General features: G+C 70.3%; 21 protein-coding genes. 17 read left to right on the top strand and 4 right to left on the bottom strand.

Annotated elements, in window-relative coordinates; all coding sequences use genetic code 11:
• Window positions 1-7: 7 nt before the first annotated feature.
• The 9 genes from ACFYOH_RS02445 (at window position 8) to ACFYOH_RS02485 (ending at window position 7,566) form a co-directional block, all read left to right on the top strand.
• Window positions 8-1,345: a CpaF family protein gene (locus ACFYOH_RS02445; protein WP_388620242.1), complete on the top strand. Its 1,338-nt coding sequence runs from the start codon at window positions 8-10 to the stop codon at window positions 1,343-1,345.
• Window positions 1,346-1,352: 7 nt separating this feature from the next.
• A complete protein-coding gene (locus ACFYOH_RS02450) occupies window positions 1,353-2,297 on the top strand; it encodes a type II secretion system F family protein (protein WP_388620245.1) in 945 nt (314 codons plus the stop codon).
• A 19-nt stretch (window positions 2,298-2,316) separates the two neighbouring features.
• On the top strand, window positions 2,317-3,204 hold the full coding sequence (locus ACFYOH_RS02455; protein ID WP_388621042.1) for a DUF5936 domain-containing protein: 888 nt from the start codon (window positions 2,317-2,319) through the stop codon (window positions 3,202-3,204).
• A 79-nt stretch (window positions 3,205-3,283) separates the two neighbouring features.
• The gene (locus ACFYOH_RS02460) at window positions 3,284-4,648 is read left to right on the top strand and encodes a sensor histidine kinase (RefSeq protein ID WP_388621043.1); all 1,365 of its coding nucleotides are present in this window, start codon (window positions 3,284-3,286) and stop codon (window positions 4,646-4,648) included.
• 14 nt (window positions 4,649-4,662) lie between these two features.
• The gene (locus ACFYOH_RS02465; RefSeq protein WP_388620248.1) at window positions 4,663-5,415 is read left to right on the top strand and encodes a response regulator; all 753 of its coding nucleotides are present in this window, start codon (window positions 4,663-4,665) and stop codon (window positions 5,413-5,415) included.
• Between the two features lie 125 nt (window positions 5,416-5,540).
• The gene (locus ACFYOH_RS02470) at window positions 5,541-5,738 is read left to right on the top strand and encodes a Flp family type IVb pilin (RefSeq protein WP_388620251.1); all 198 of its coding nucleotides are present in this window, start codon (window positions 5,541-5,543) and stop codon (window positions 5,736-5,738) included.
• Window positions 5,738-6,328: a pilus assembly protein TadG-related protein gene (locus ACFYOH_RS02475; protein ID WP_388621045.1), complete on the top strand. Its 591-nt coding sequence runs from the start codon at window positions 5,738-5,740 to the stop codon at window positions 6,326-6,328. Before ACFYOH_RS02470 ends, ACFYOH_RS02475 begins: the two co-directional genes overlap by 1 nt.
• A 34-nt stretch (window positions 6,329-6,362) precedes the next feature.
• The gene (locus ACFYOH_RS02480; protein ID WP_388620254.1) at window positions 6,363-6,944 is read left to right on the top strand and encodes a hypothetical protein; all 582 of its coding nucleotides are present in this window, start codon (window positions 6,363-6,365) and stop codon (window positions 6,942-6,944) included.
• 7 nt (window positions 6,945-6,951) lie between these two features.
• Window positions 6,952-7,566 carry an OmpA family protein gene (locus tag ACFYOH_RS02485; protein WP_388620256.1) on the top strand — a complete coding sequence of 205 codons (615 nt, stop codon included), beginning with the start codon at window positions 6,952-6,954 and terminating at the stop codon, window positions 7,564-7,566.
• Window positions 7,567-7,643: 77 nt separating this feature from the next.
• Here the strand turns inward: ACFYOH_RS02485 and ACFYOH_RS02490 are convergent, their stop codons facing one another.
• Window positions 7,644-8,063 (bottom strand): DUF3224 domain-containing protein, encoded by a 420-nt coding sequence (locus tag ACFYOH_RS02490; protein ID WP_388620259.1) that lies wholly within the window; start codon window positions 8,061-8,063, stop codon window positions 7,644-7,646.
• A gap of 35 nt (window positions 8,064-8,098) precedes the next feature.
• Window positions 8,099-8,536 carry a DUF192 domain-containing protein gene (locus ACFYOH_RS02495; RefSeq protein ID WP_388621047.1) on the bottom strand — a complete coding sequence of 146 codons (438 nt, stop codon included), beginning with the start codon at window positions 8,534-8,536 and terminating at the stop codon, window positions 8,099-8,101.
• A 42-nt stretch (window positions 8,537-8,578) separates the two neighbouring features.
• Here ACFYOH_RS02495 and ACFYOH_RS02500 point away from each other — a divergent pair, with 42 nt between their 5' ends.
• The 3 genes from ACFYOH_RS02500 to ACFYOH_RS02510 all read left to right on the top strand — a co-directional run bounded on the left by ACFYOH_RS02500 (window position 8,579) and on the right by ACFYOH_RS02510 (window position 10,378).
• Window positions 8,579-9,487 (top strand): LLM class flavin-dependent oxidoreductase, encoded by a 909-nt coding sequence (locus ACFYOH_RS02500; RefSeq protein WP_388620262.1) that lies wholly within the window; start codon window positions 8,579-8,581, stop codon window positions 9,485-9,487.
• Between the two features lie 45 nt (window positions 9,488-9,532).
• Window positions 9,533-10,021, top strand: coding sequence for a GNAT family N-acetyltransferase (locus ACFYOH_RS02505; protein ID WP_388620265.1), 489 nt, complete (start codon window positions 9,533-9,535; stop codon window positions 10,019-10,021).
• Between the two features lie 204 nt (window positions 10,022-10,225).
• Window positions 10,226-10,378 carry a hypothetical protein gene (locus ACFYOH_RS02510; protein ID WP_388620268.1) on the top strand — a complete coding sequence of 51 codons (153 nt, stop codon included), beginning with the start codon at window positions 10,226-10,228 and terminating at the stop codon, window positions 10,376-10,378.
• Between the two features lie 94 nt (window positions 10,379-10,472).
• Here ACFYOH_RS02510 and ACFYOH_RS02515 read toward each other — a convergent pair whose 3' ends face one another.
• Entirely contained in the window at window positions 10,473-10,970 is a 498-nt protein-coding gene (locus ACFYOH_RS02515; protein WP_388620271.1) for a DinB family protein, read from the bottom strand.
• Window positions 10,971-11,038: 68 nt separating this feature from the next.
• Here ACFYOH_RS02515 and ACFYOH_RS02520 point away from each other — a divergent pair, with 68 nt between their 5' ends.
• From ACFYOH_RS02520 to ACFYOH_RS02540, 5 genes are all read left to right on the top strand, one after another.
• The gene (locus ACFYOH_RS02520; RefSeq protein ID WP_388620273.1) at window positions 11,039-11,821 is read left to right on the top strand and encodes a class I SAM-dependent methyltransferase; all 783 of its coding nucleotides are present in this window, start codon (window positions 11,039-11,041) and stop codon (window positions 11,819-11,821) included.
• A 738-nt stretch (window positions 11,822-12,559) separates the two neighbouring features.
• A complete protein-coding gene (locus tag ACFYOH_RS02525; protein WP_388620275.1) occupies window positions 12,560-13,333 on the top strand; it encodes an isoprenyl transferase in 774 nt (257 codons plus the stop codon).
• Window positions 13,334-13,678: 345 nt separating this feature from the next.
• Window positions 13,679-15,004 carry a PhoH family protein gene (locus ACFYOH_RS02530; RefSeq protein ID WP_351799110.1) on the top strand — a complete coding sequence of 442 codons (1,326 nt, stop codon included), beginning with the start codon at window positions 13,679-13,681 and terminating at the stop codon, window positions 15,002-15,004.
• 400 nt (window positions 15,005-15,404) lie between these two features.
• Window positions 15,405-16,103 (top strand): lytic transglycosylase domain-containing protein, encoded by a 699-nt coding sequence (locus ACFYOH_RS02535; protein ID WP_388620278.1) that lies wholly within the window; start codon window positions 15,405-15,407, stop codon window positions 16,101-16,103.
• A 150-nt stretch (window positions 16,104-16,253) separates the two neighbouring features.
• Window positions 16,254-17,588: an AI-2E family transporter gene (locus tag ACFYOH_RS02540; protein ID WP_388620281.1), complete on the top strand. Its 1,335-nt coding sequence runs from the start codon at window positions 16,254-16,256 to the stop codon at window positions 17,586-17,588.
• A gap of 21 nt (window positions 17,589-17,609) precedes the next feature.
• On the opposite strand, the gene ACFYOH_RS02545 is transcribed toward ACFYOH_RS02540, so the two are convergent.
• Complete coding sequence (locus ACFYOH_RS02545) at window positions 17,610-18,143, bottom strand: alkyl hydroperoxide reductase (RefSeq protein WP_388620284.1); 534 nt, start codon at window positions 18,141-18,143, stop codon at window positions 17,610-17,612.
• Window position 18,144 lies beyond the last annotated feature (1 nt).

Genomic DNA, 18,144 nt, shown 5'->3' on the forward strand with positions numbered 1-18,144 from the left:
CCGGCAAATGAGCCTGCGCGCACGCATCAGCACTCCGGAGGAGCACGGCAGCCGGGGCGAGGACGAGCATCTGGTCGCCTCCTACCGGGCCAAGCTGCTGGAGGAGATCGACCTCGCGGAGATGAGTTCGCTCGCGGCGGCCGAGCGCCGGGCGCGCCTTGAGCGGGTGCTCGGGCACATCATCAGCCGTGAGGGCCCGGTGCTGTCGACGGTCGAGCGCTCGCAGCTGATCCGCCGGGTGGTGGACGAGGCGCTGGGCCTCGGCATTCTGGAGCCCCTCCTCGAAGACGCGTCGATCACCGAGATCATGGTGAACGGCCCCGACGCGATCTTCGTCGAACGAGGCGGCCGCGTCGAGCAGTTGCCCCTGCGGTTCGCCTCCGCCGACCAGCTGATGCAGACCATCGAGCGGATCGTGTCCACCGTCAACCGGCGGGTGGACGAGTCGAACCCGATGGTGGACGCCCGTCTGCCCTCCGGCGAGCGCGTCAACGTGATCATCCCGCCCCTGTCGCTGACCGGCCCGATCCTCACCATCCGCCGCTTCCCGCGCTCCTTCACCCTCCAGGAGCTGATCTCCTTCGGCTCGCTGGACGAGCACATGCTGTATCTGCTGGCCGGGCTGGTGCAGGCGAAGTTCAACATCATCGTCTCCGGCGCCACGGGTACGGGAAAGACGACCCTGCTGAACGCGCTGTCGGGCCTGATCCCGTCCCACGAGCGCATCATCACCATCGAGGACTCCGCCGAACTCCAGCTCCAGCAGACCCATGTGGTCCGGCTGGAGTCGCGGCCGCCGAACGTCGAGGGCCAGGGCCAGGTCACCATCCGCGACCTGGTCCGCAACTCCCTCCGGATGCGCCCGGACCGGATCGTGGTCGGTGAGGTCCGCGGCGGCGAGTCCCTCGACATGCTCCAGGCGATGTCGACGGGCCACGACGGATCGCTGGCGACCGTGCACGCGAACAGCGCGGAGGACGCGCTCACCCGGCTGCAGACCCTCGCCTCCATGTCCGACGTCGAGGTCCCCTTCGTAGCCCTGCACGACCAGATCAACAGCGCGGTCGACGTCATCGTCCAGCTCACCCGGTTCGCCGACGGCGCCCGCCGGATCACCGAGATCGCGCTGCTCGACAGCCACGGCGGGGAGCCGTACCGGATCGCGACCGTGGCCCGGTTCGACGCCCAGCCCATGACCCCCGACGGGCGCGTGTACGGCAGCTTCCAGTACTTCCCCCTGCCCCGCCGTACCGCCGACCGCCTCTACATGGCGAGCCAGCCCGTCCCGCAGGCCTTCGGAGTCGCCCACTCCGTGGACCAGCTCGCCACCCGAGAAGCCAGGTAGGCCACCCATGGAACTCCACACCCTCGTCCAGCTCACCACCGGAGTGACGCTGCTGACCTGCGTCCTGGCGGTGGCCGGCGTACACACCTACGCCTCGGGCCGGGCCCAGCGCGCGGCCCTCGTGGACCGGCTCACCCACACCGGCCCGGTCCTCGCGACCGGCCGCAGGCGCCGCTTCCGCGACCTGGACCGGCGACTGCGCCGCACCCGCCTCGGCCGCTGGCTGGAGCTGCGCCTGACGGCGACCGGCCTGGACGTCACCCCGGGCGAGTTCTTCGTCCACATGCTCGCCACCGTCGCCGCTCTCTGGCTGATCGGCCAGGCCACCCTGGCCCCCTTCTTCGGTCCCCTCGCCGGCCTCCTCGGCATCTGGGCGGCGGTGCAGTTCCTCAACTGGCAGCGGCAGAAACGCATCGAGCGCTTCATCAACCAACTCCCGGAACTCGCCCGAATCCTGGCCAACGCCACCCAGGCGGGTCTCGCCCTGCGCACCGCGATCGGCATGGCGGCGGAGGAGCTGGAGGCCCCGGCGGGCGAGGAACTGGCCAAGGTCTCCGACCAGTTGGCCATCGGCCAGTCCCTCGACGACGCGCTCGGCGAACTGGCCGACCGGCTGCCGTCCCGGGAGCTGGTCGTCCTCGTCACGACCCTGGTCCTGTCCAACCGGGCGGGCGGCCAGGTGGTGTCCGCCCTGCGGAACCTCACCGAGACCCTGGAGGAACGCAAGGAGACCCGGCGTGAGATCCGCACCCAGCTCTCCCAGGTGACCATGACGTCGTACGCCGTCCCCGTCCTCGGCGTCGGCGCGCTGTTCTTGATGAACGGCGTGAAGGACGGCGCGCTGGCCCGCATGACCGGCTCACCGGTCGGCCAGGCCTGCGTGCTGATCGCCTTCGCGATGTACGCCGTCGGATTCGTCCTCATCCGGCGCCTGAGCCGGATCGACGTGTGAGGGGAGGGTCGGCCCGATGGTGGGATTCCTGCTCGCCCTGCTGATGGGGCTCGGCGTCTGGGGCGCCTTCGTCGGCCTCCGGATGTACCGCGCGGACGCGAAACTCCCCGGCGACCTGGCGGTGGCCCTGGAGGTCGGCGCCACCCGCACCGGCGCGGTGGGCTCGGTCATCGACCGGATGGGCATGCGCTACGCCCCCGCCGTGCTGCGCCTGATGGGCCCGCGCCTGGTGGCCAAGTACCGCCGCAAGATCGACCTCGCGGGCAACCCCGGCGGCCTGACCATCGACCGCTACGCGGCCCGCCGCGCGGTGTACGGCGCGCTGGGCGGGGTCGGCTGTCTGGTGTTCCTGCTGCGCGGGCAGTGGTTCGTGGCCGTACTGCTGCTGCTCTTCGGCGCCTTCTGGACGGAGGTGGGCATCTGGTCGGCGATCCGGGTCCGCAGGGACGTCATCGAGCGCACGCTGCCGGACTTCCTGGACGTGCTGGCCGTGGTGGTCAGCGCGGGGCTGGGCTTCCGCCAGGCTCTCGACCGGGTGGCGACGAGGTACGAGGGCCCCTGGGCGGACGAACTGCGCATCACCCTCCGCCAGATGGACCTCGGCATGAGCCGCCGCCAAGCCTTCGCGGAGCTGCGGAGGAGGAACGACTCGGAACAGGTGGCGATGTTCGTGACGGCACTGCAGCAGGGGGAGGAACTGGGCGCCCCCATCGTGGACACGCTGGTCTCCCTGGCCAAGGACATGCGCCGCACCGACGCGCAGAACGCCCGCCGCAAGGCCGCCCGCGCGGTGCCCAAGGCCACGCTGATGATCACCACGTTCATGGTCCCGGCCACGATGCTGCTGCTGGGCGCCGGCCTGATCCTCGGCTCCGGCGTGGACTTCGGCTCGCTCACGGGGAAGTGAGGCGGGCGTGACGGTGGCGGGGCTGATGGGGCGCGGGGGAGGAGTGTTCTCCGGGGCCGGCGGCCGGGTGCGCGCGGTCATGGGCTGGTTCGTACGCCGCTGGCGGGCGACTGCCCATGCGGATTCCGCCAGGGCCGAACCCTCGGAGAAGATCCAGATCCGTGCGCTGCAGGCCATGTGCCGGCAGGTCTTCGGCTTCCGCCTGGCCATGATCGCCCTGGCCGCGCCCGCCGCGCTGCTCCACGCGGCCCCCGGCCTGGGCGCCCGCCTGGTCGGCGCGGCCGTGGTGGTCACCTTCATGGTGTCGTACGTCCTCTTCCGCGACTGGGAACGCTTCGGCCCGCTCCTCCTGCGCCACCCCAGCCTCCTCGCCGCCGACACCCTCTTCGGCTCGTTCCTCCTGATCTCGGCGGGCCCGGACACCACCCTCGCCTACGTCAGCGTCTGCACCCCGCTGCTGGCCGGCCTGGTCTACAGCTGGCGCGGCGCGGCGTGCTTCGCCTCCCTCCAGTCCCTGATCCTGCTGCTGGTCCACGCCACGCTGAAGGCCGACCGCCACGCCCCGGTGGCCGAGGCCCTCCTGCTCCCCGGCCTGTGCGTGATCTCCGGCGCCATGGGCTCGACCCTGCGCAACCTGATGCTCCGCTTCGGCGCCGCGACCCACGCCCTGACGACGGTCCATGCGCGCCTCGCGGCGGCGGAGGCGGTGAGCGCGGAACGCGCCCGGCTGGCCCGCGAGATGCACGACTCCGTGGCCAAGACCCTGTACGGCGTGGCCCTCGCGGCGGACGGCCTGGCCGCGACCGCCTCCGCCGACGCACCCGACCCCGGCCGCATCCGGCAACAGGCGGACCTGGTGTCCCGCTCGGCCCGCAGGGCGGCGGCGGAGTCGCGGGAACTGCTGACGGACCTGCGCCGACAGCAGCCGGGTCCGCTGGGGGAGACCGAGACGGCGGTGTGGCACGAACTGACCTCCGTGGCCCGGAGCTTCACGACCCGCACGGGCCTGCGGGTGACCTGCCGCTGGCCGAACGACCCCGCCGGCGCTCCGGACCTGCCCACCCTGCCCGCCCCCTTGTCCCGTCACCTTCTCTCCATCGCCACGGAGGCGCTGGAGAACGCGTACCGCCACGCTTCCGCGACCCAGGTGGAGGTGGCAGCGGCGGTGCACGGCAGCCTGCTGCGCCTCACGATCCACGACGACGGCCGGGGCCTGCCGCCCGGCACCACACTCGACCGGCTCCGCGAGTCCGGCCACTTCGGGCTGCTCGGCATGGTGGAGCGGGCCGCGCAGATGGGCGCGAGGATCCGCATCGGCAGGGGCGACCACGAACGGGGCACGGAGGTGCGGGTGGAGCTTCCCGTGTCGTTCCTGCCCTCCGTGTCCTTTACGCCCTCCGTGCCGTCCATGAACGGCTCCGACCCCGCATCCCGGGAAGCCTGAGAGGAGGCGGCATCATGCAGCACAGTCCCCCTTGGCCGAAGGAGGCCGCACCGGCTGCACCTCCCCTGCGCCTGCTGGTGGCCGACGACAACCCCGTGGTCCGGGCGGGTTTGACGGCCCTGCTGTCCGGCCGCGAGGACACCACGGTGGTGGCGGAGGCGACGGACGGCCGGGAGGCGTACGAGGCGGCTGTACGGCACCGCCCGGACGTCATCCTCCTCGACGTCCGCATGCCCGGAGTCGACGGAATCTCGGCATTGCCGCACCTGGTACGGGTGGCGCCGGTCATGATGCTCACCTACAGCCATGAGACGGAGACCGTGCGGGAGGCGTTGCGGCTGGGGGCGGGGGGATACCTGGTGCACGGCGAGTTCACGACGGAGCAGTTGGTGCGGGCGGTGCGGGACGTCCGGGAGGGGCGGCCGCATGTGACTCCCGGGGCGGCGAAGGCGTTGCTGACGGAGTTGCGGGCCAGTGCACCTGCACAGGCGGAACCTCAAGTCCCGCAATATTTGCGGAAAACTGCGCCCCAAGTTCTTTCGCAACTGCAATCCTCCATGGGACAGTCATTCCGTTCACATTTCCGGCTGAGCACGAGGGAGGCGGAGATCATGGACCTCATCGCGTCCGGCATGACCAACCAGCAGATCGCCGCCGCGTGCTTCATCTCCGAGAAGACGGTCAAGAACCACATCAACCGCATCTTCGCCAAGCTCCAGACCACCACCCGGTCCCAGGCGACCGCGAAGTGGTTGGGGGTGGCTTGAGGTGGGAGCGTGGGGGAGCGGACGGCGGGGGGAATGGGTCCGGGGTTGGGTCCTGGGGCCCTCTCAAGAGGGCTGGGTCCCGGCGTACGTTTCCCGGATCGGAGGCGAACCCGGAGGGGACCACCATGAGCAACTGGTTCAACACCACCGTCGCGTACCTGCAGGCCCGGGTTGCTCGCAGCGACAAGGGGCAGACCGCGGTGGAGTATCTGGGCATCATCGCGGTGGTGGTGGCCATCGTGTTGGCGATCACGGGTACGAGCATCGGTCAGACGATCTTCGACGCGATCAGGAACAAGATCGCCCAGGTCACCGGCGGCTGATTTCTCCACGCCGCGACGCGGGGCAGGCCTTCCCCATCTACATCACGGTGGTGGCAGGCCTGCTCTTTCTTGCGTTGGCCTACCTCGCGGTCGGCCAGGCGTCGGTGAATCGCAGCGGTGCCCAGACAGCTGCGGATGCGGCAGCACTTGCGGCGGCCCAGAACGCGAGGGAGCAGCTCACGGCCCAGTGGGTGCGCGTACTGGCCGATCCCAACAAATGGCAGGACATCTTCGACGGCAGGGTGACGTTCGACGTCGCCCCGTGCTTGCGGGCCGATCAACTCGCCGGGCAGAACCATGCCTCGTTGACGGGCTGCTCTCCGCAAGGGCTGCTGAAGTATCGGGTCGACGTGCAGACCAACAAGTCCGTCGGCAGGTCCGTGGTGCCCGGGTCGGAGAACTACAAGTCGAGGGCTTCCGCCACCGCCGAGATCCAGCCCCTCTGCACCTTCAAGCTCCCCGACAAGGGTGCGGACGGCGCCGCCCTGCCCGAACTCACCTGCAGGGACAAGGTCTGGCATCTGAAGCCGGACGACACAACGGGGCTGCCGAAGCCCCAAGACCTCTTCGACGTCCATCTGGCCGACTGACGAGCGAACGATCAATGACGAAGGAAGCGGAGCGATGAGCATTCGGTTCACTGCGAAGGCCCGCAGGGGGATGGTCGCATTGACCGTTGCGGCTGGTCTGGCTGTCGGTGTGGCCGGCTGCGGCGGAGGCACCGGCGACGACAAGAAGCCGCACAGTTCCGCGTCCGCTTCCCAGGGTGCCAACTCCGGCCCGAGCGCCCAGGAGGGGCAGTCGGACCAACCTCTGGCCGAACTGAAGGGTTCGGATGGCCTGCTTCTCCAGATCACCTCCGTGCAACGTGATTCTGGTGGCTTCGTCACGGTGAACGGCACCCTGAAGAACGACGGGGCCGGTGATCTGCTCATCCCGTCCGTCCTTAGCGGCAATGAAACCGAGATCACCAAGAACGGCCCGTCCTTGGGTGGAGCCACCCTTGTCGACTCCAAGGGCAAGAAGCGCTACTACGTACTGCGCGACACAGAGGGCCGCCCGCTCACCACAACCGGACTCGGCACGCTCAAGGCGGGTCAGTCACTGCAGGTCTTCATGCAGTTCCCCTCCCCGCCCACGAACACCACCGAGGTGACCCTCCAACTGCCCACCCTCTCCTCCGCCACCATCAAGATCTCCGGGTGAGGCCAAAGTGACCACCCCCCGTCTCGCCGCCACCCTCACCGCCGTCGCCCTCCTCCTCACCGCCACCCCCTCCTACGCCGACGACACGGACCCCAGTCAGCCCCCCGACACCGCGCCCTCCGCCGCCGCCCCGGTGAAGATCGACCCCACCGACCCCGACCTCAAGCTTCCCGAGGGCGCCACGCTCGCCGCGCCCAAGGTGTTGGACATCAAGTCGGTCGTAGAGGACCAGAGCGGGGACGAGCGGCGTGAGGACACCAACGCCGACGTCACCTTCGCGCTCCAGGCCGAAGTCCTCTTCAGCAAGGACAGCGCCAGGCTCAGCGGAGAGGCCAAGGCGCGGATCGCCACCATCGCCGACGAGATCAAGAAGCAGAACGCGACCCGGGTCCGCGTCTTCGGGTTCACCGACAACCTCGGCTCGTCCGCCCACGGCGACATCCTGTCCAGGCAGCGCGCCAACGCCGTACAGGCAGTCCTGAGCCAGGACCTGAACGACCCGAACATCACCTTCGAGGTCCGCGGCTACGGCGAGCAGTATCCGATCGCCGACAACTCGACGGAGGAGGGCCGGCGGAAGAACCGACGTGTCGAGGTGTCCTTTCCGCGCTCGGAGAGCTGACCGCACCCGCATTCCGAAGGGTGGACCTCAACCGCTGACCATGTGGATATCGGCAGGGTCCGATTTTCCGCGGAACCCTAGGATCTGCCGCCCACCTCGTACTCGAACCAGATCCGATGGGTGCCGTCCGCATCGATCCGCAGACCGCCGGCCCCTCGGATCCCGGCGAGCGCACCCGTCCCGCTCCCCGGCACGATCACGAAAAACTCGGCCTCTCTGCCCTCTCCGAGGGTCGTCGCCGAGTGGGCGAAGTTGAAGCTGCCGCTTCTCCCGCCGAGGCTCCCCTCGAAGGACTCCATGGCGACATACGTGCCGGTCCCACTGGACTGGTCGTACGCCGCGGTGAACAGCGTCTGCGACACCCCGGCGACCTCACCCTCGTACCGCTTCCGCATCGTGGCCACCCCGACCGGCACCGCCGTCTCGACCACCGGCTCCGGCAGTCGCACCTCCGCCGGAGTGAACTCCTCGACCTTGAACGTCCCTGAAGCTCTCATGCCGCGATGCTAGGACGTGCCACTGACAACAGCCCTCAACCCGGGCCGTTCGCCCCACCGGCATCGCCGACACCGCCATCGCGAACACCGTCTGCGTCGCCCCCGGCCTCCACCCGCACCCGCACCCCCGCCCGCAGCCCCCACCCCGCCATCACCCCCGCCTCCGCCTCCAGTACGTGCCGTGCCCGCAGCCGGGGCAGGCCCAGGCGGCCCGGGGGCATGGTGCGGACGGCGAGGACGGTCAGGCGGCGGTCCAGGTAGGCGACGTCGATCGGGATGCGCATGCCGAAGGTGTGGACCCCGCTCGCCGGTGACAGCAGCATCGCCCCGGCGATGGACTCCCGGCCCAGCAGGCCCTTCGTCCGGGCCCGGTAGGAGGCCGAGATCTCCAGCGGAAGCACCAGCGGGTCCTCCGTTCCCTCACCCCGTGGCACGATCACCCTCCCGACCCCGTCCCGCCAGCGTCTCCCCATCCCCATCCCCGTCCCCTCCAACTCTCCGCCGGGCACAACCACTTGTCACCCCACGTCCTCCCCACTAGGAAGAGGTCCATGACTGGACTCGGTGTCGTCTTCCGCCCTCAGCTTCCGCCCGAGCGGCTGCGGGCGGTGGCCCGTGCGGCGGACGAAGCAGGCCTTGAGGAACTGTGGTTGTGGGAGGACTGTTTCCGGGAGGGCGGCATGACGACCGCCGCCGCGGCGCTCGCCTGGACCGAGCGGGTGCGGGTCGGTGTCGGGCTGCTGCCCGTGCCCCTCAGGAACGTGGCAATCACCGCGATGGAGGCCGCTTCCTTGCACCGGATGTTCCCGGGGCGGGCCACCATCGTCGTCGGACACGGGGTGCAGGACTGGATGGGGCAGGTCGGTGCCCGTGCCGCCTCCCCGCTCACCCTCCTCGGCGAGCATCTCGACGCCCTGCGCGCCCTGCTCGGTGGTGAACGGCTCACCGTGCGGGGCCGGTACGTCTCCCTCGACGACGTCGCCCTCGACTGGCCGCCGGAGCAACCGGTGCCCGTCTTCACCGGCGCCACCGGCCCGCGTACCCTCCGCCTTTCCGGCGCCAAGTCCGACGGCACCCTCCTCACCGCCGCCACCTCCCCGGACGGCGTACGCCAGGCCCGGCAGCTCATCGAGGAGGGGCAGAAGGAGGCGGGGCGCGGCGAGCAGCACCCGGTCGTCGTCTATCTCCTCGCCGCCACGGGGGCCGACGCCGCCACCCGGCTGCGGGCCGAACTCGCCGACGAGGGGCTTGAGTCGGTGCCGGGCGTCGGGGTCGCTGGGGACGCGGCGGCCGTGGCCGCGGCGGTACGGCGGCTCGCCGAGGCCGGTGCCGACACCGTCGTGCTCCAGCCGACCGGGGACGAGCCCGACCCGGAGGGGTTCGTGCGGTTCGCCGCCGAGGAGGTACGGCCCCTGGTGGCCTGACGCGACAGGGGGGCGTTGTCAGTGGCGGCTGCCACACTGCCCGACATGACCGACGAGCGCGACGAGCGCGACGAAGTGAGCCTTCGGGGCGTCACGGACGACGACCTGTTCGCCTTCCTCTCCTATGAGCACGACCCGGAGGCCGTCCGGCGGTCGAGATTCACGCCCCGGCCGCGGGACGCCTTCCTGCGGCACTGGCGAGAGCGTGTTCTCGGCGATCCGGACTGCCTCGTGCGGACGGTCACCGTGGGCGGTGCGGCCGCCGGGCACGTCGTTTCCTGGACGGAGGGCGAGCGGCGGTTCGTCGGCTACTGGCTCGGGCGGCCGTACTGGGGCGGCGGCGTCGGCACCCGCGCCCTCGGCCTCTTCCTGGAGCTGGAGCGCGTACGGCCCCTGTACGCCGACCCCTTCGGCGGCAACACCGCCTCCGTCCGGCTGCTGGAGAGACACGGCTTCGAGCGGGCCGGCACGATCCGGCACGGCGACGACGAGCACATCCTCCTCGTGCTCGGGGGGCCGGGGGCGGCCCCGTGACCTCGATCCCCCTCCTCTGGCGCCTTCCCTTCGAGTTGGCCTGGGAGGCGCTGCGGGCCGGCAGCCGACCCATCGGTGCCGCGCTGTACGACCCGGAGGGCAATGCCGTCGCGGCCGGGAGGCCACCGCTGTGCAGCGGCGCGCTGATCCACGCCCAGGTCCCGCACGTCGTCTACGCCACCGCCGACGCTCCGCCGGCGCGGAGTGGAGCGCGTCCCGGAGGTCGGCGGCACGACAGCCGCCCGCTGGGCCACCCGCGAGGGTCCGCCGGACGGCCCGCTCCACCTGCTGGCCCGTTTCGGCGCCCTGCTCATGACGCTGTGGGGGCTGGTGCACACGCACGACCTGGTGCCCTAGGGACCCGCCGCCCGAGCGGCCCGCCGTCACCTGGACGCCGACCTGCTCGACGCGGCCACGGCCCAGGCGGCGTACGGGGCGATGTACGGCACGGTCAGCCGGCGCCGGTGACCGGCGGATGGTCCCCGGTGGCGCCGTCGATCAGCTCCCGCAGGATGTCCATGTGGCCGGCGTGCCGTGCGGTCTCCTCCACCATGTGGACCAGGGTCCAGCGCAGGGTCACGGTGATGTCCCGCCAGGCCGGGCTGCCCTGGGCGTCCAGTGGCAGCTCGTTGATCACGGCGTCGGCGGCGGCGCGGGCGCGGCCGTAGAAGGCGACGATCCGCTCGGTCGTCTCCTCGGGGGTGACCCGCATGTCGTCATGGGGGTCGAACCACAAAGGCTCGGCCTCGCCGCCGAACGTGTCCACGAACCAGCCGTACTCGACGCAGGCCAGATGTTTCACCAGGCCCAGCAGGTTGGTGCCGGACGGTGTCAGCGGCCGGCGCAGCTGCTCGTCGTCGAGGCCGTCCAGCTTCCACAGCACGGCGTTCCGGTGCCGGTCCAGGCTCGCGTGCAGCGTCTGCTTCTCTCCGGCGGAGTAGGTCGTCATGCGGGAGGTCGTCATACGGGCGGAAATTAGCAGGCCCCCTCGGGCAGTGCCCTGCGATCATGGACGGCATGTCCGTGAACCACTCCTTCGAACACCTCGTGGCCGAGGGCGCCGCCGTGCCCACCGACGGCTGGGACTTCTCCTGGTTCGAGGGGCGGGCCAGTGAGGAGCGGCCCTCGTGGGGGTACGCCGTGTCGGCGGGGGAGCGGCTGGCCCGGGCGGAGGCCGTGCTGGACATCCAGACCGGTGGCGGTGAGGTCCTGGACTTCGCGCTGGGCAGGGCCGAGCCCGCCCGGCCGGTGCTGGCCGCCGCGACGGAGGGCTGGCCGCCGAATGTGGCCAGGGCCGCCGCGCTGCTTCGACCGCGCGGGGTGGTGGTCGTCGCCGCCCCGGACGACGCGCCGCTGCCGTTCGCCGACGAGACCTTCGACCTGGTGCTCAGCCGGCATCCGGTGCGGCCGTACTGGGACGAGATCGCCCGGGTGCTACGGCCGGGGGGCACGTACTTCGCCCAGCATGTCGGTCCGGCCAGCGTCTTCGAGCTGGTGGAGTACTTCCTCGGGCCGCTGCCCGAGGAGGCGCGCTCGGGCCGGGACCCCGAGCGGGAGCGGGCCGATGCCGAGTCGGCGGGCCTGGCGGTGGCCGGGCTGCGGGCGGAGCGGCTGCGGATGGAGTTCCACGACATCGCCGCCGTCGTCCACTTCCTGCGCAAGGTGGTGTGGATGGTCCCGGGCTTCACGGTGGAGGCCTACGAACCCCAACTCCGCGCACTGCACGAGCGGATCGAGAGGGAGGGGCCGTTCGTGGCGCACAGCACCCGGCACCTCTTCGACGTCCGCAAACCCGGCTGATTCACCCGCAGTTTGCCAACGGTTTCCACATCGTTATGCAGTGCGGTTCACATCGGCCTCATCTGTCACATAAGTTCAGACCAAGGTAATTCGCGTCGGCAAACCCCGCGCGGGTGGCACCGTGCAGTGGAGGGGGCTGCGCGGCGCTGTGAGCCCGAGCGCGCTCCCCGGGTCGCCGTACCGGAACCGTCAAGTCGCCGTTCGCCGGTCGGGTAGCCCATCGGGGGGACCCCGGCGCAACTCGCCGACATCTCCGCAAGATGGCGTAAACCGTCCGGATTCCTTCTGAATCCTTTCGCATCTGACCGTCATCCCTGGGAATCCACTGTGAACCGGCCACGTGACACCTCTGAATCCAGCCTTCCGTGCCCACCACGGCGTCGCCGGATGATTTCGGAGAGTAGTTGTGTCCCGCCGATGCACCCACCATCCCTTACGAAGGGTTATGGTGGAAACCCCCCCTCGGGCCGGTCCGTCCCCCCCCACGGACCGGCCCGTTTTTCGTTCCGTCCATCGGCAGCCCTTTCGGCGGGGGCTCCGGGAACCGCTCGGGGCCGGCTCGGCGTCCCCACCAAGGGGCGCGGGAACCGGGCGATCACCCCACGCGGCCGCACTCGACGGCGCATCCGCAGGACCCCGACCCCACTCCTCAAACCCCCGGCCGGCACGAAGCCGCCAGCGGGGTAGGCTCAAACACCCCCGCACCCCGAACCCGCCGCCACACCCCCGGAGGGCCACGTGAACCTGCGCGAAAACCTGCGCAGCCTGCTCGTCAGGCTCTACGCACGCCGGGTGGAGGGCCACCTGGACCATGCTCAGGTGCCCAAGCACATCGGCGTCATCATGGACGGCAACCGCCGCTGGGCGAAGGCGTCCGGTTCCACCACCGTCCACGGCCACCGGGCCGGTGCGGACAAGATCGAGGAGTTCCTCGGCTGGTGCACCGAGACCGATGTCGAGGTCGTCACCCTGTGGCTGCTGTCCACGGACAACTTCGACCGGCCGCAGGAGGAACTCGTCCCGCTGCTCGGCATCATCGAGGACGTCGTCCGCACGCTCGCCGCCGACGGCCGCTGGCGCGTGCACCATGTCGGCACCATGGACCTGCTGCCGGGCGGCATGCAGCGCACCCTGAAGGAGGCCGAGGAGGCCACCGCCCACATCGACGGCATACTCGTCAACGTGGCCATCGGCTACGGCGGCCGGCAGGAGATCGCCGACGCCGTGCGCTCCATGCTGCTCGACGCCCACGACAAGGGCATGCCGATGGAGGACCTCGCCGAGTCCGTCGACATCGACATGATCGGCCGTCACCTCTACACGGGCGCCCAGCCCGACCCGGACCTAGTGATCCGCACCAGCGGCGAACAGCGGCTGTCCGGATTCATGCTGTGGCAGTCCGCGCACTCCGAGTACTACTTCTGCGAGGTCTTCTGGCCCGCCTTCCGCAAGGTCGACTTCCTGCGCGCCCTGCGTGACTACGCCGCACGTCACCGCCGTTACGGCGGCTGAGACCCGACCGACGCCCCGCCGGCCGCCAAGGCAGCGGGGCGTTCGCACACCCGGATTCTTGCGGACGTAACGATGAGTTCACCGGTACGCCGGTGGCCGCTTTTGCATGGCAGTGCATGTTCGAGGGCATAAGCCAAACAGGTCGACACCCGAACCACGGGTGTCGGATCTCAGCGGGCGGCACGGGGCCGTCCGCCCGGGAGGCCCTTTGCACCAGCCCGATCGTGCGGTCACAGCACGGACGAAGAGGCGGAGGGCCGGCTGTCGGCCCGTGCAGGGCGGCCGACGACCGGCCCAGCTCGATCTCGTCGCTCCCCGACCTCATCCGAGGGGGTACGTCCTTCCGTGGTGACCAGCACAAAGCGCCACAAGCCAGACCGGCGCACCTATGTTCTCGACACCAGCGTCCTGCTGGCCGACCCGAACGCCCTGACCCGCTTCGACGAGCACGAGGTCGTGCTCCCCATCGTGGTGGTCACGGAACTGGAGGCCAAGCGGCACCATCCGGAACTCGGCTACTTCGCCCGCCAGGCCCTGCGCCTGCTGGACGACTACCGGGTGAAGAACGGTCGCCTCGACGCCCCCATCCCGATCGGGGAGCTGGGCGGGACCGTCCGTGTCGAGCTCAACCACTCGGACCCCAGCGTGCTGCCCACCGGCTACCGCCTGGGGGACAACGACTCCCGCATCCTCGCGGTGGCCCGCAATCTGCAGGCCGAGGGGTACGACGTCACCGTCGTCTCGAAGGACCTGCCCCTGCGGATCAAGGCGTCCTCGGTCGGTCTGCTCGCCGAGGAGTACCGCGCCGAGCTCGCCATCACGGAGAACTCCGGCTGGACCGGAATGTCCGAACTGACGCTCTCCGGCGAGCAGGTGGACATCCTCTTCGAGGAAGGGCATCTGTACGTCCCCGAGGCCGCCGAGCTGCCCGTGCACACCGGCCTGACCATCCACTCCGAGCGCGGCAAGGCGCTCGGCCGGATCACCGCCGAGGGCAACGTCCGCCTGGTGCGCGGCGACCGGGAGGCGTTCGGCATCAAGGGCCGCAGCGCCGAGCAGCGCATCGCGCTCGACCTGCTGCTCGACCCGGACGTCGGGATCGTCTCGATGGGTGGCCGGGCCGGCACCGGCAAGTCGGCGCTGGCGCTGTGCGCGGGCCTGGAGGCGGTCCTGGAGCGTCGCCAGCACCAGAAGGTGATGGTGTTCCGGCCGCTGTACGCGGTCGGCGGGCAGGAGTTGGGCTATCTGCCGGGCACCGAGGCGGAGAAGATGAGCCCGTGGGCGCAGGCCGTCTTCGACACGCTGTCGGCGGTCACCAGCCGCGAGGTCATCGAGGAGGTCACCGCGCGCGGGATGCTGGAGGTCCTCCCGCTCACCCACATCCGCGGCCGCTCCCTGCACGACGCGTTCGTGATCGTGGACGAGGCACAGTCCCTCGAACGGAATGTGCTTCTCACTGTTCTGTCCCGAATCGGCGCGAATTCACGGGTCGTTCTCACCCATGACGTGGCACAAAGGGACAATCTGCGGGTCGGTCGCTACGACGGTGTCGTCGCCGTCGTGGAGAAGCTGAAGGGGCATCCGCTCTTCGCGCACGTCACGCTGACCCGGTCCGAGAGGTCCCAGATTGCCGCACTTGTGACCGAAATGCTGGAGGACGGTCACATCTGATTCGACCCGCACGGCAGTTGGCGCCGTCCGGCAAAGGCCAAGAGCCTAGCCGGGCGGCGCCTTGGTGTGCGGAACTTTCCGGAAATCCCCAGGGCCAAACGGGATGTGAGCTTTCACACTCAACTCAGAATTGCCACCCGGCGTCCGGTTACGGCAGAGTCTCAGTCCTGTCAGGCCCCGCATACGACACACCTGTACCCCCAGCGGTACGGCACCACAGCAGCACCACCAACTCCATAGAGCTCGTCGTATGCCGCCCGAGCACCTCGCGGCACTCCCCGGAGGGGGAGTTGCCCACCGGGCCCGCGCCTCCCGTGACCCCGCAGTTGGGAGGCCAGTGCCAGGGGCACGATTGCGTCCGCCAGGGTCACCGAAGCGGGCGATGCTGGAAGGAAACCGTGTGAGCCGGATTTCGGTCCGGGGATTCGCAGTGGCTTCGGCCACCGCGGTCACCGCCGTCGGAAGCGTCGTCGGAGTTGCCTCGGGCAGCGTCGCGCAGAACAACAACGACGCCGAGGCGACGGCAGCCGACACCACGCTCCTCGCGGACATACCCGCGGGTCAGCAGGCCCAGGTCCAGTCCGCTTCCCTGACGCAGCAGGCGGACGCCCAGGCCATCGCCGCCGACGCGAGCGCCAAGAAGGACGCCGAGGAGGCGGCCCGCAAGGCTGCCGCCGAGACCGCGATCGCCAAGAAGGCGGCGGCCGAGCAGGCGGCCAAGGAGGCCAAGGCGCGCGCCGAGGCGAAGGCCGCAGCCAGCCGTGACAGCGCCCGCGACTCCTCCAGCTTCCCCGTCCAGAGCAGCTACACCGTCGCGCAGATCCAGGCGATGGCACGGCAGATGGTGGCGGGCGACCAGTTCCAGTGCTTCAGCAACATCGTGGACCACGAGTCCAGCTGGAACTACCAGGCCACGAACGCCTCCTCCGGCGCCTACGGTCTCTTCCAGGCTCTGCCCGCCGGCAAGTACGCCTCGGCCGGCGCCGACTGGCAGACCAACCCCGCCACCCAGATCAAGTGGGGCCTCAACTACATGGACAGCCGGTACGGCAGCCCCTGCCAGGCCTGGTCGTTCTGGGCGGCCAACCACTGGTACTAGGCCCGTCGGTCACCGCCGGTCGCACTCAACCTCGCGCAGCCCCTCCCCGTCCTTAGGGGAGGGGCTTTCGCCCTGTACGGTCGTACCCGGATGCCTCCAGGGGGAGGAGAGGTGGCGAGCACGCGGGGACGCGGGGGAAGAGGACGGATCATGTCGCGAGTGCCAGGGTGGCTCGGCAGGCTCGGTGCCGGTCTCACCGAGATGGGCGAGCGCCTGGACGAGCGCCGTGCGGAGGTGGAGCGCGAGCACGCCCCGGAGCCGCCGGACCCCTCGGACACCCCGTTGCCTCCGCCGCAGCCCGCCGCCGAGGCCGTCGTACCGCCCGCCCGCCGGCCCGTACCCGCACCCGCGGCCGGCCACCGCCCCGACCCCGCCGAGGCCGTGCCCTGGGGTGTGCGGGTCGCGGCCGAGGCCGGCTGGCGCGTGCTGGTCCTCGCCGGCACCGTCTGGGTGCTGATCCAGGTCATCAGCGCGGTCCAGCTGGTGGTGTTCGCCTTTGTCATCGCGCTGCTCGTCACCGCGCTGTTGCAGCCGACGGTGGCCCGGCTCACCCGCCGCGGAGTGCCGCGCGGACCGGCCACCGCGCTCACCGCGATCAGCGGGTTCGTGGTCATAGGGCTGATGGGCTGGTTCGTGACCTGGCAGGTCATGGAGAACATCGACACGCTCTCCAGCCAGATCCAGTCCGGCATCGACGACCTGCGCAACTGGCTGCTGAAGAGCCCCTTCCACGTCACCGACAAGCAGATCAATCAGATCGCCAAGAACCTCCGCGAGGCGATCGGCGCCAACACCGACCAGATAACGTCCGCCGGCCTGGAGGGCGTCCAGGTCATCGTCGACTTCCTCACCGGCCTCCTGCTGGTGTTCTTCTCGACGCTGTTCCTGCTCTACGACGGCAGGCGCATCTGGGAGTGGTTCCTGAAGCTGGTGCCCGCCGCGGCCCGCCCGGGCGTGGCCGGCGCCGGCCCGCGCGCCTGGCGCACCCTGACCGCCTACGTCCGGGGCACGGTCCTGGTCGCCCTCATCGACGCCACCTTCATCGGCATCGGCATCTACTTCCTCAACGTGCCGATGGCCGTCCCGCTGGCCGTCTTCATCTTCCTGTTCTCGTTCATCCCGCTCGTCGGCGCGGTCGCCTCCGGCGCCCTCGCGGTGATCGTGGCGCTGGTCACCCAGGGCGTCTTCACGGCCGTCATGACCCTGGTGGTCGTCCTCGCGGTCCAGCAGATCGAGGGCCACGTCCTGCAGCCGTTCATCCTGGGCCGTGCGGTCCGCGTCCATCCGCTGGCCGTCGTCCTCGCGGTCGCCGCCGGCGGCATGGTGGCCGGCATCGGCGGCGCGGTGGTGGCCGTACCGCTGGTGGCGGTGACGAACACGGTGGTCGGGTATCTGCGGCAGTATTCGGAGGAACTCCAGCGGCAGAAGGCCGCCGCGGACGAGTCCGTCGCTCGGAACGCGGAAGACCCCGCCCACCAAGGGTGAGCGGGGCCTTCGCGGAACCGCCTACTCGGCCAGCACGGCCTCTGCGTCGAGGGTGACGCCCACGGCCTGAATCACCGATGCGATCTTGAACGCCTCCTGGACGACCTCGCGCTCCACGCCCGCCTTGCGCAGCACCTGCTCGTGCGAGTCCAGGCACATGCCGCAGCCGTTGATCGCGGACACCGCGAACGACCACAGCTCGAAGTCGACCTTCTCCACGCCCGGGTTGCCGATGACGTTCATCCGCAGACCGGCGCGCAGGGTGCCGTACTCGTGATCGGACAGCAGGTGGCGGGTCCGGTAGAAGACGTTGTTCATCGCCATGACGGCGGCGGCCGACTTGGCGGCCGTGTACGCCTCCGGCGAGAGGTTCGCCTTCGCCTCCGGCTCCAGCTCACGCAGCACGATCGGGGAACGGGAGGCGATGGCGGTCGCCAGCACCGTGCCCCACAGCTGCTGCGCGGGCAGGTCGGAGTTGCCGATGACCGAGCCCAGGTTGAGCTTCAGGTCCTTGGCGTAGTCCGGGACGCGGGACTTCAGCGAGTCGAGCGACATG

The sequence above is a fragment of the Streptomyces sp. NPDC007856 genome (assembly GCF_042868225.1).
GTDB lineage: Bacteria > Actinomycetota > Actinomycetes > Streptomycetales > Streptomycetaceae > Streptomyces.

Excerpts from the sequence above, each read along its gene's own strand:
- ACFYOH_RS02445 (WP_388620242.1), top strand. The coding sequence starts at position 8 with ATGAGCCTGCGCGCACGCATCAGCACTCCGGAGGAGCACGGCAGCCGG.
- ACFYOH_RS02450 (WP_388620245.1), top strand. The coding sequence starts at position 1,353 with ATGGAACTCCACACCCTCGTCCAGCTCACCACCGGAGTGACGCTGCTG.
- ACFYOH_RS02460 (WP_388621043.1), top strand. The coding sequence starts at position 3,284 with ATGGGCTGGTTCGTACGCCGCTGGCGGGCGACTGCCCATGCGGATTCC.
- ACFYOH_RS02465 (WP_388620248.1), top strand. The coding sequence starts at position 4,663 with ATGCAGCACAGTCCCCCTTGGCCGAAGGAGGCCGCACCGGCTGCACCT.
- ACFYOH_RS02470 (WP_388620251.1), top strand. The coding sequence starts at position 5,541 with ATGAGCAACTGGTTCAACACCACCGTCGCGTACCTGCAGGCCCGGGTT.
- ACFYOH_RS02480 (WP_388620254.1), top strand. The coding sequence starts at position 6,363 with ATGAGCATTCGGTTCACTGCGAAGGCCCGCAGGGGGATGGTCGCATTG.
- ACFYOH_RS02490 (WP_388620259.1), bottom strand. The coding sequence starts at position 8,063 with ATGAGAGCTTCAGGGACGTTCAAGGTCGAGGAGTTCACTCCGGCGGAG.
- ACFYOH_RS02495 (WP_388621047.1), bottom strand. The coding sequence starts at position 8,536 with ATGGGGAGACGCTGGCGGGACGGGGTCGGGAGGGTGATCGTGCCACGG.
- ACFYOH_RS02505 (WP_388620265.1), top strand. The coding sequence starts at position 9,533 with ATGACCGACGAGCGCGACGAGCGCGACGAAGTGAGCCTTCGGGGCGTC.
- ACFYOH_RS02515 (WP_388620271.1), bottom strand. The coding sequence starts at position 10,970 with ATGACGACCTACTCCGCCGGAGAGAAGCAGACGCTGCACGCGAGCCTG.
- ACFYOH_RS02520 (WP_388620273.1), top strand. The coding sequence starts at position 11,039 with ATGTCCGTGAACCACTCCTTCGAACACCTCGTGGCCGAGGGCGCCGCC.
- ACFYOH_RS02540 (WP_388620281.1), top strand. The coding sequence starts at position 16,254 with ATGTCGCGAGTGCCAGGGTGGCTCGGCAGGCTCGGTGCCGGTCTCACC.
- ACFYOH_RS02545 (WP_388620284.1), bottom strand. The coding sequence starts at position 18,143 with ATGTCGCTCGACTCGCTGAAGTCCCGCGTCCCGGACTACGCCAAGGAC.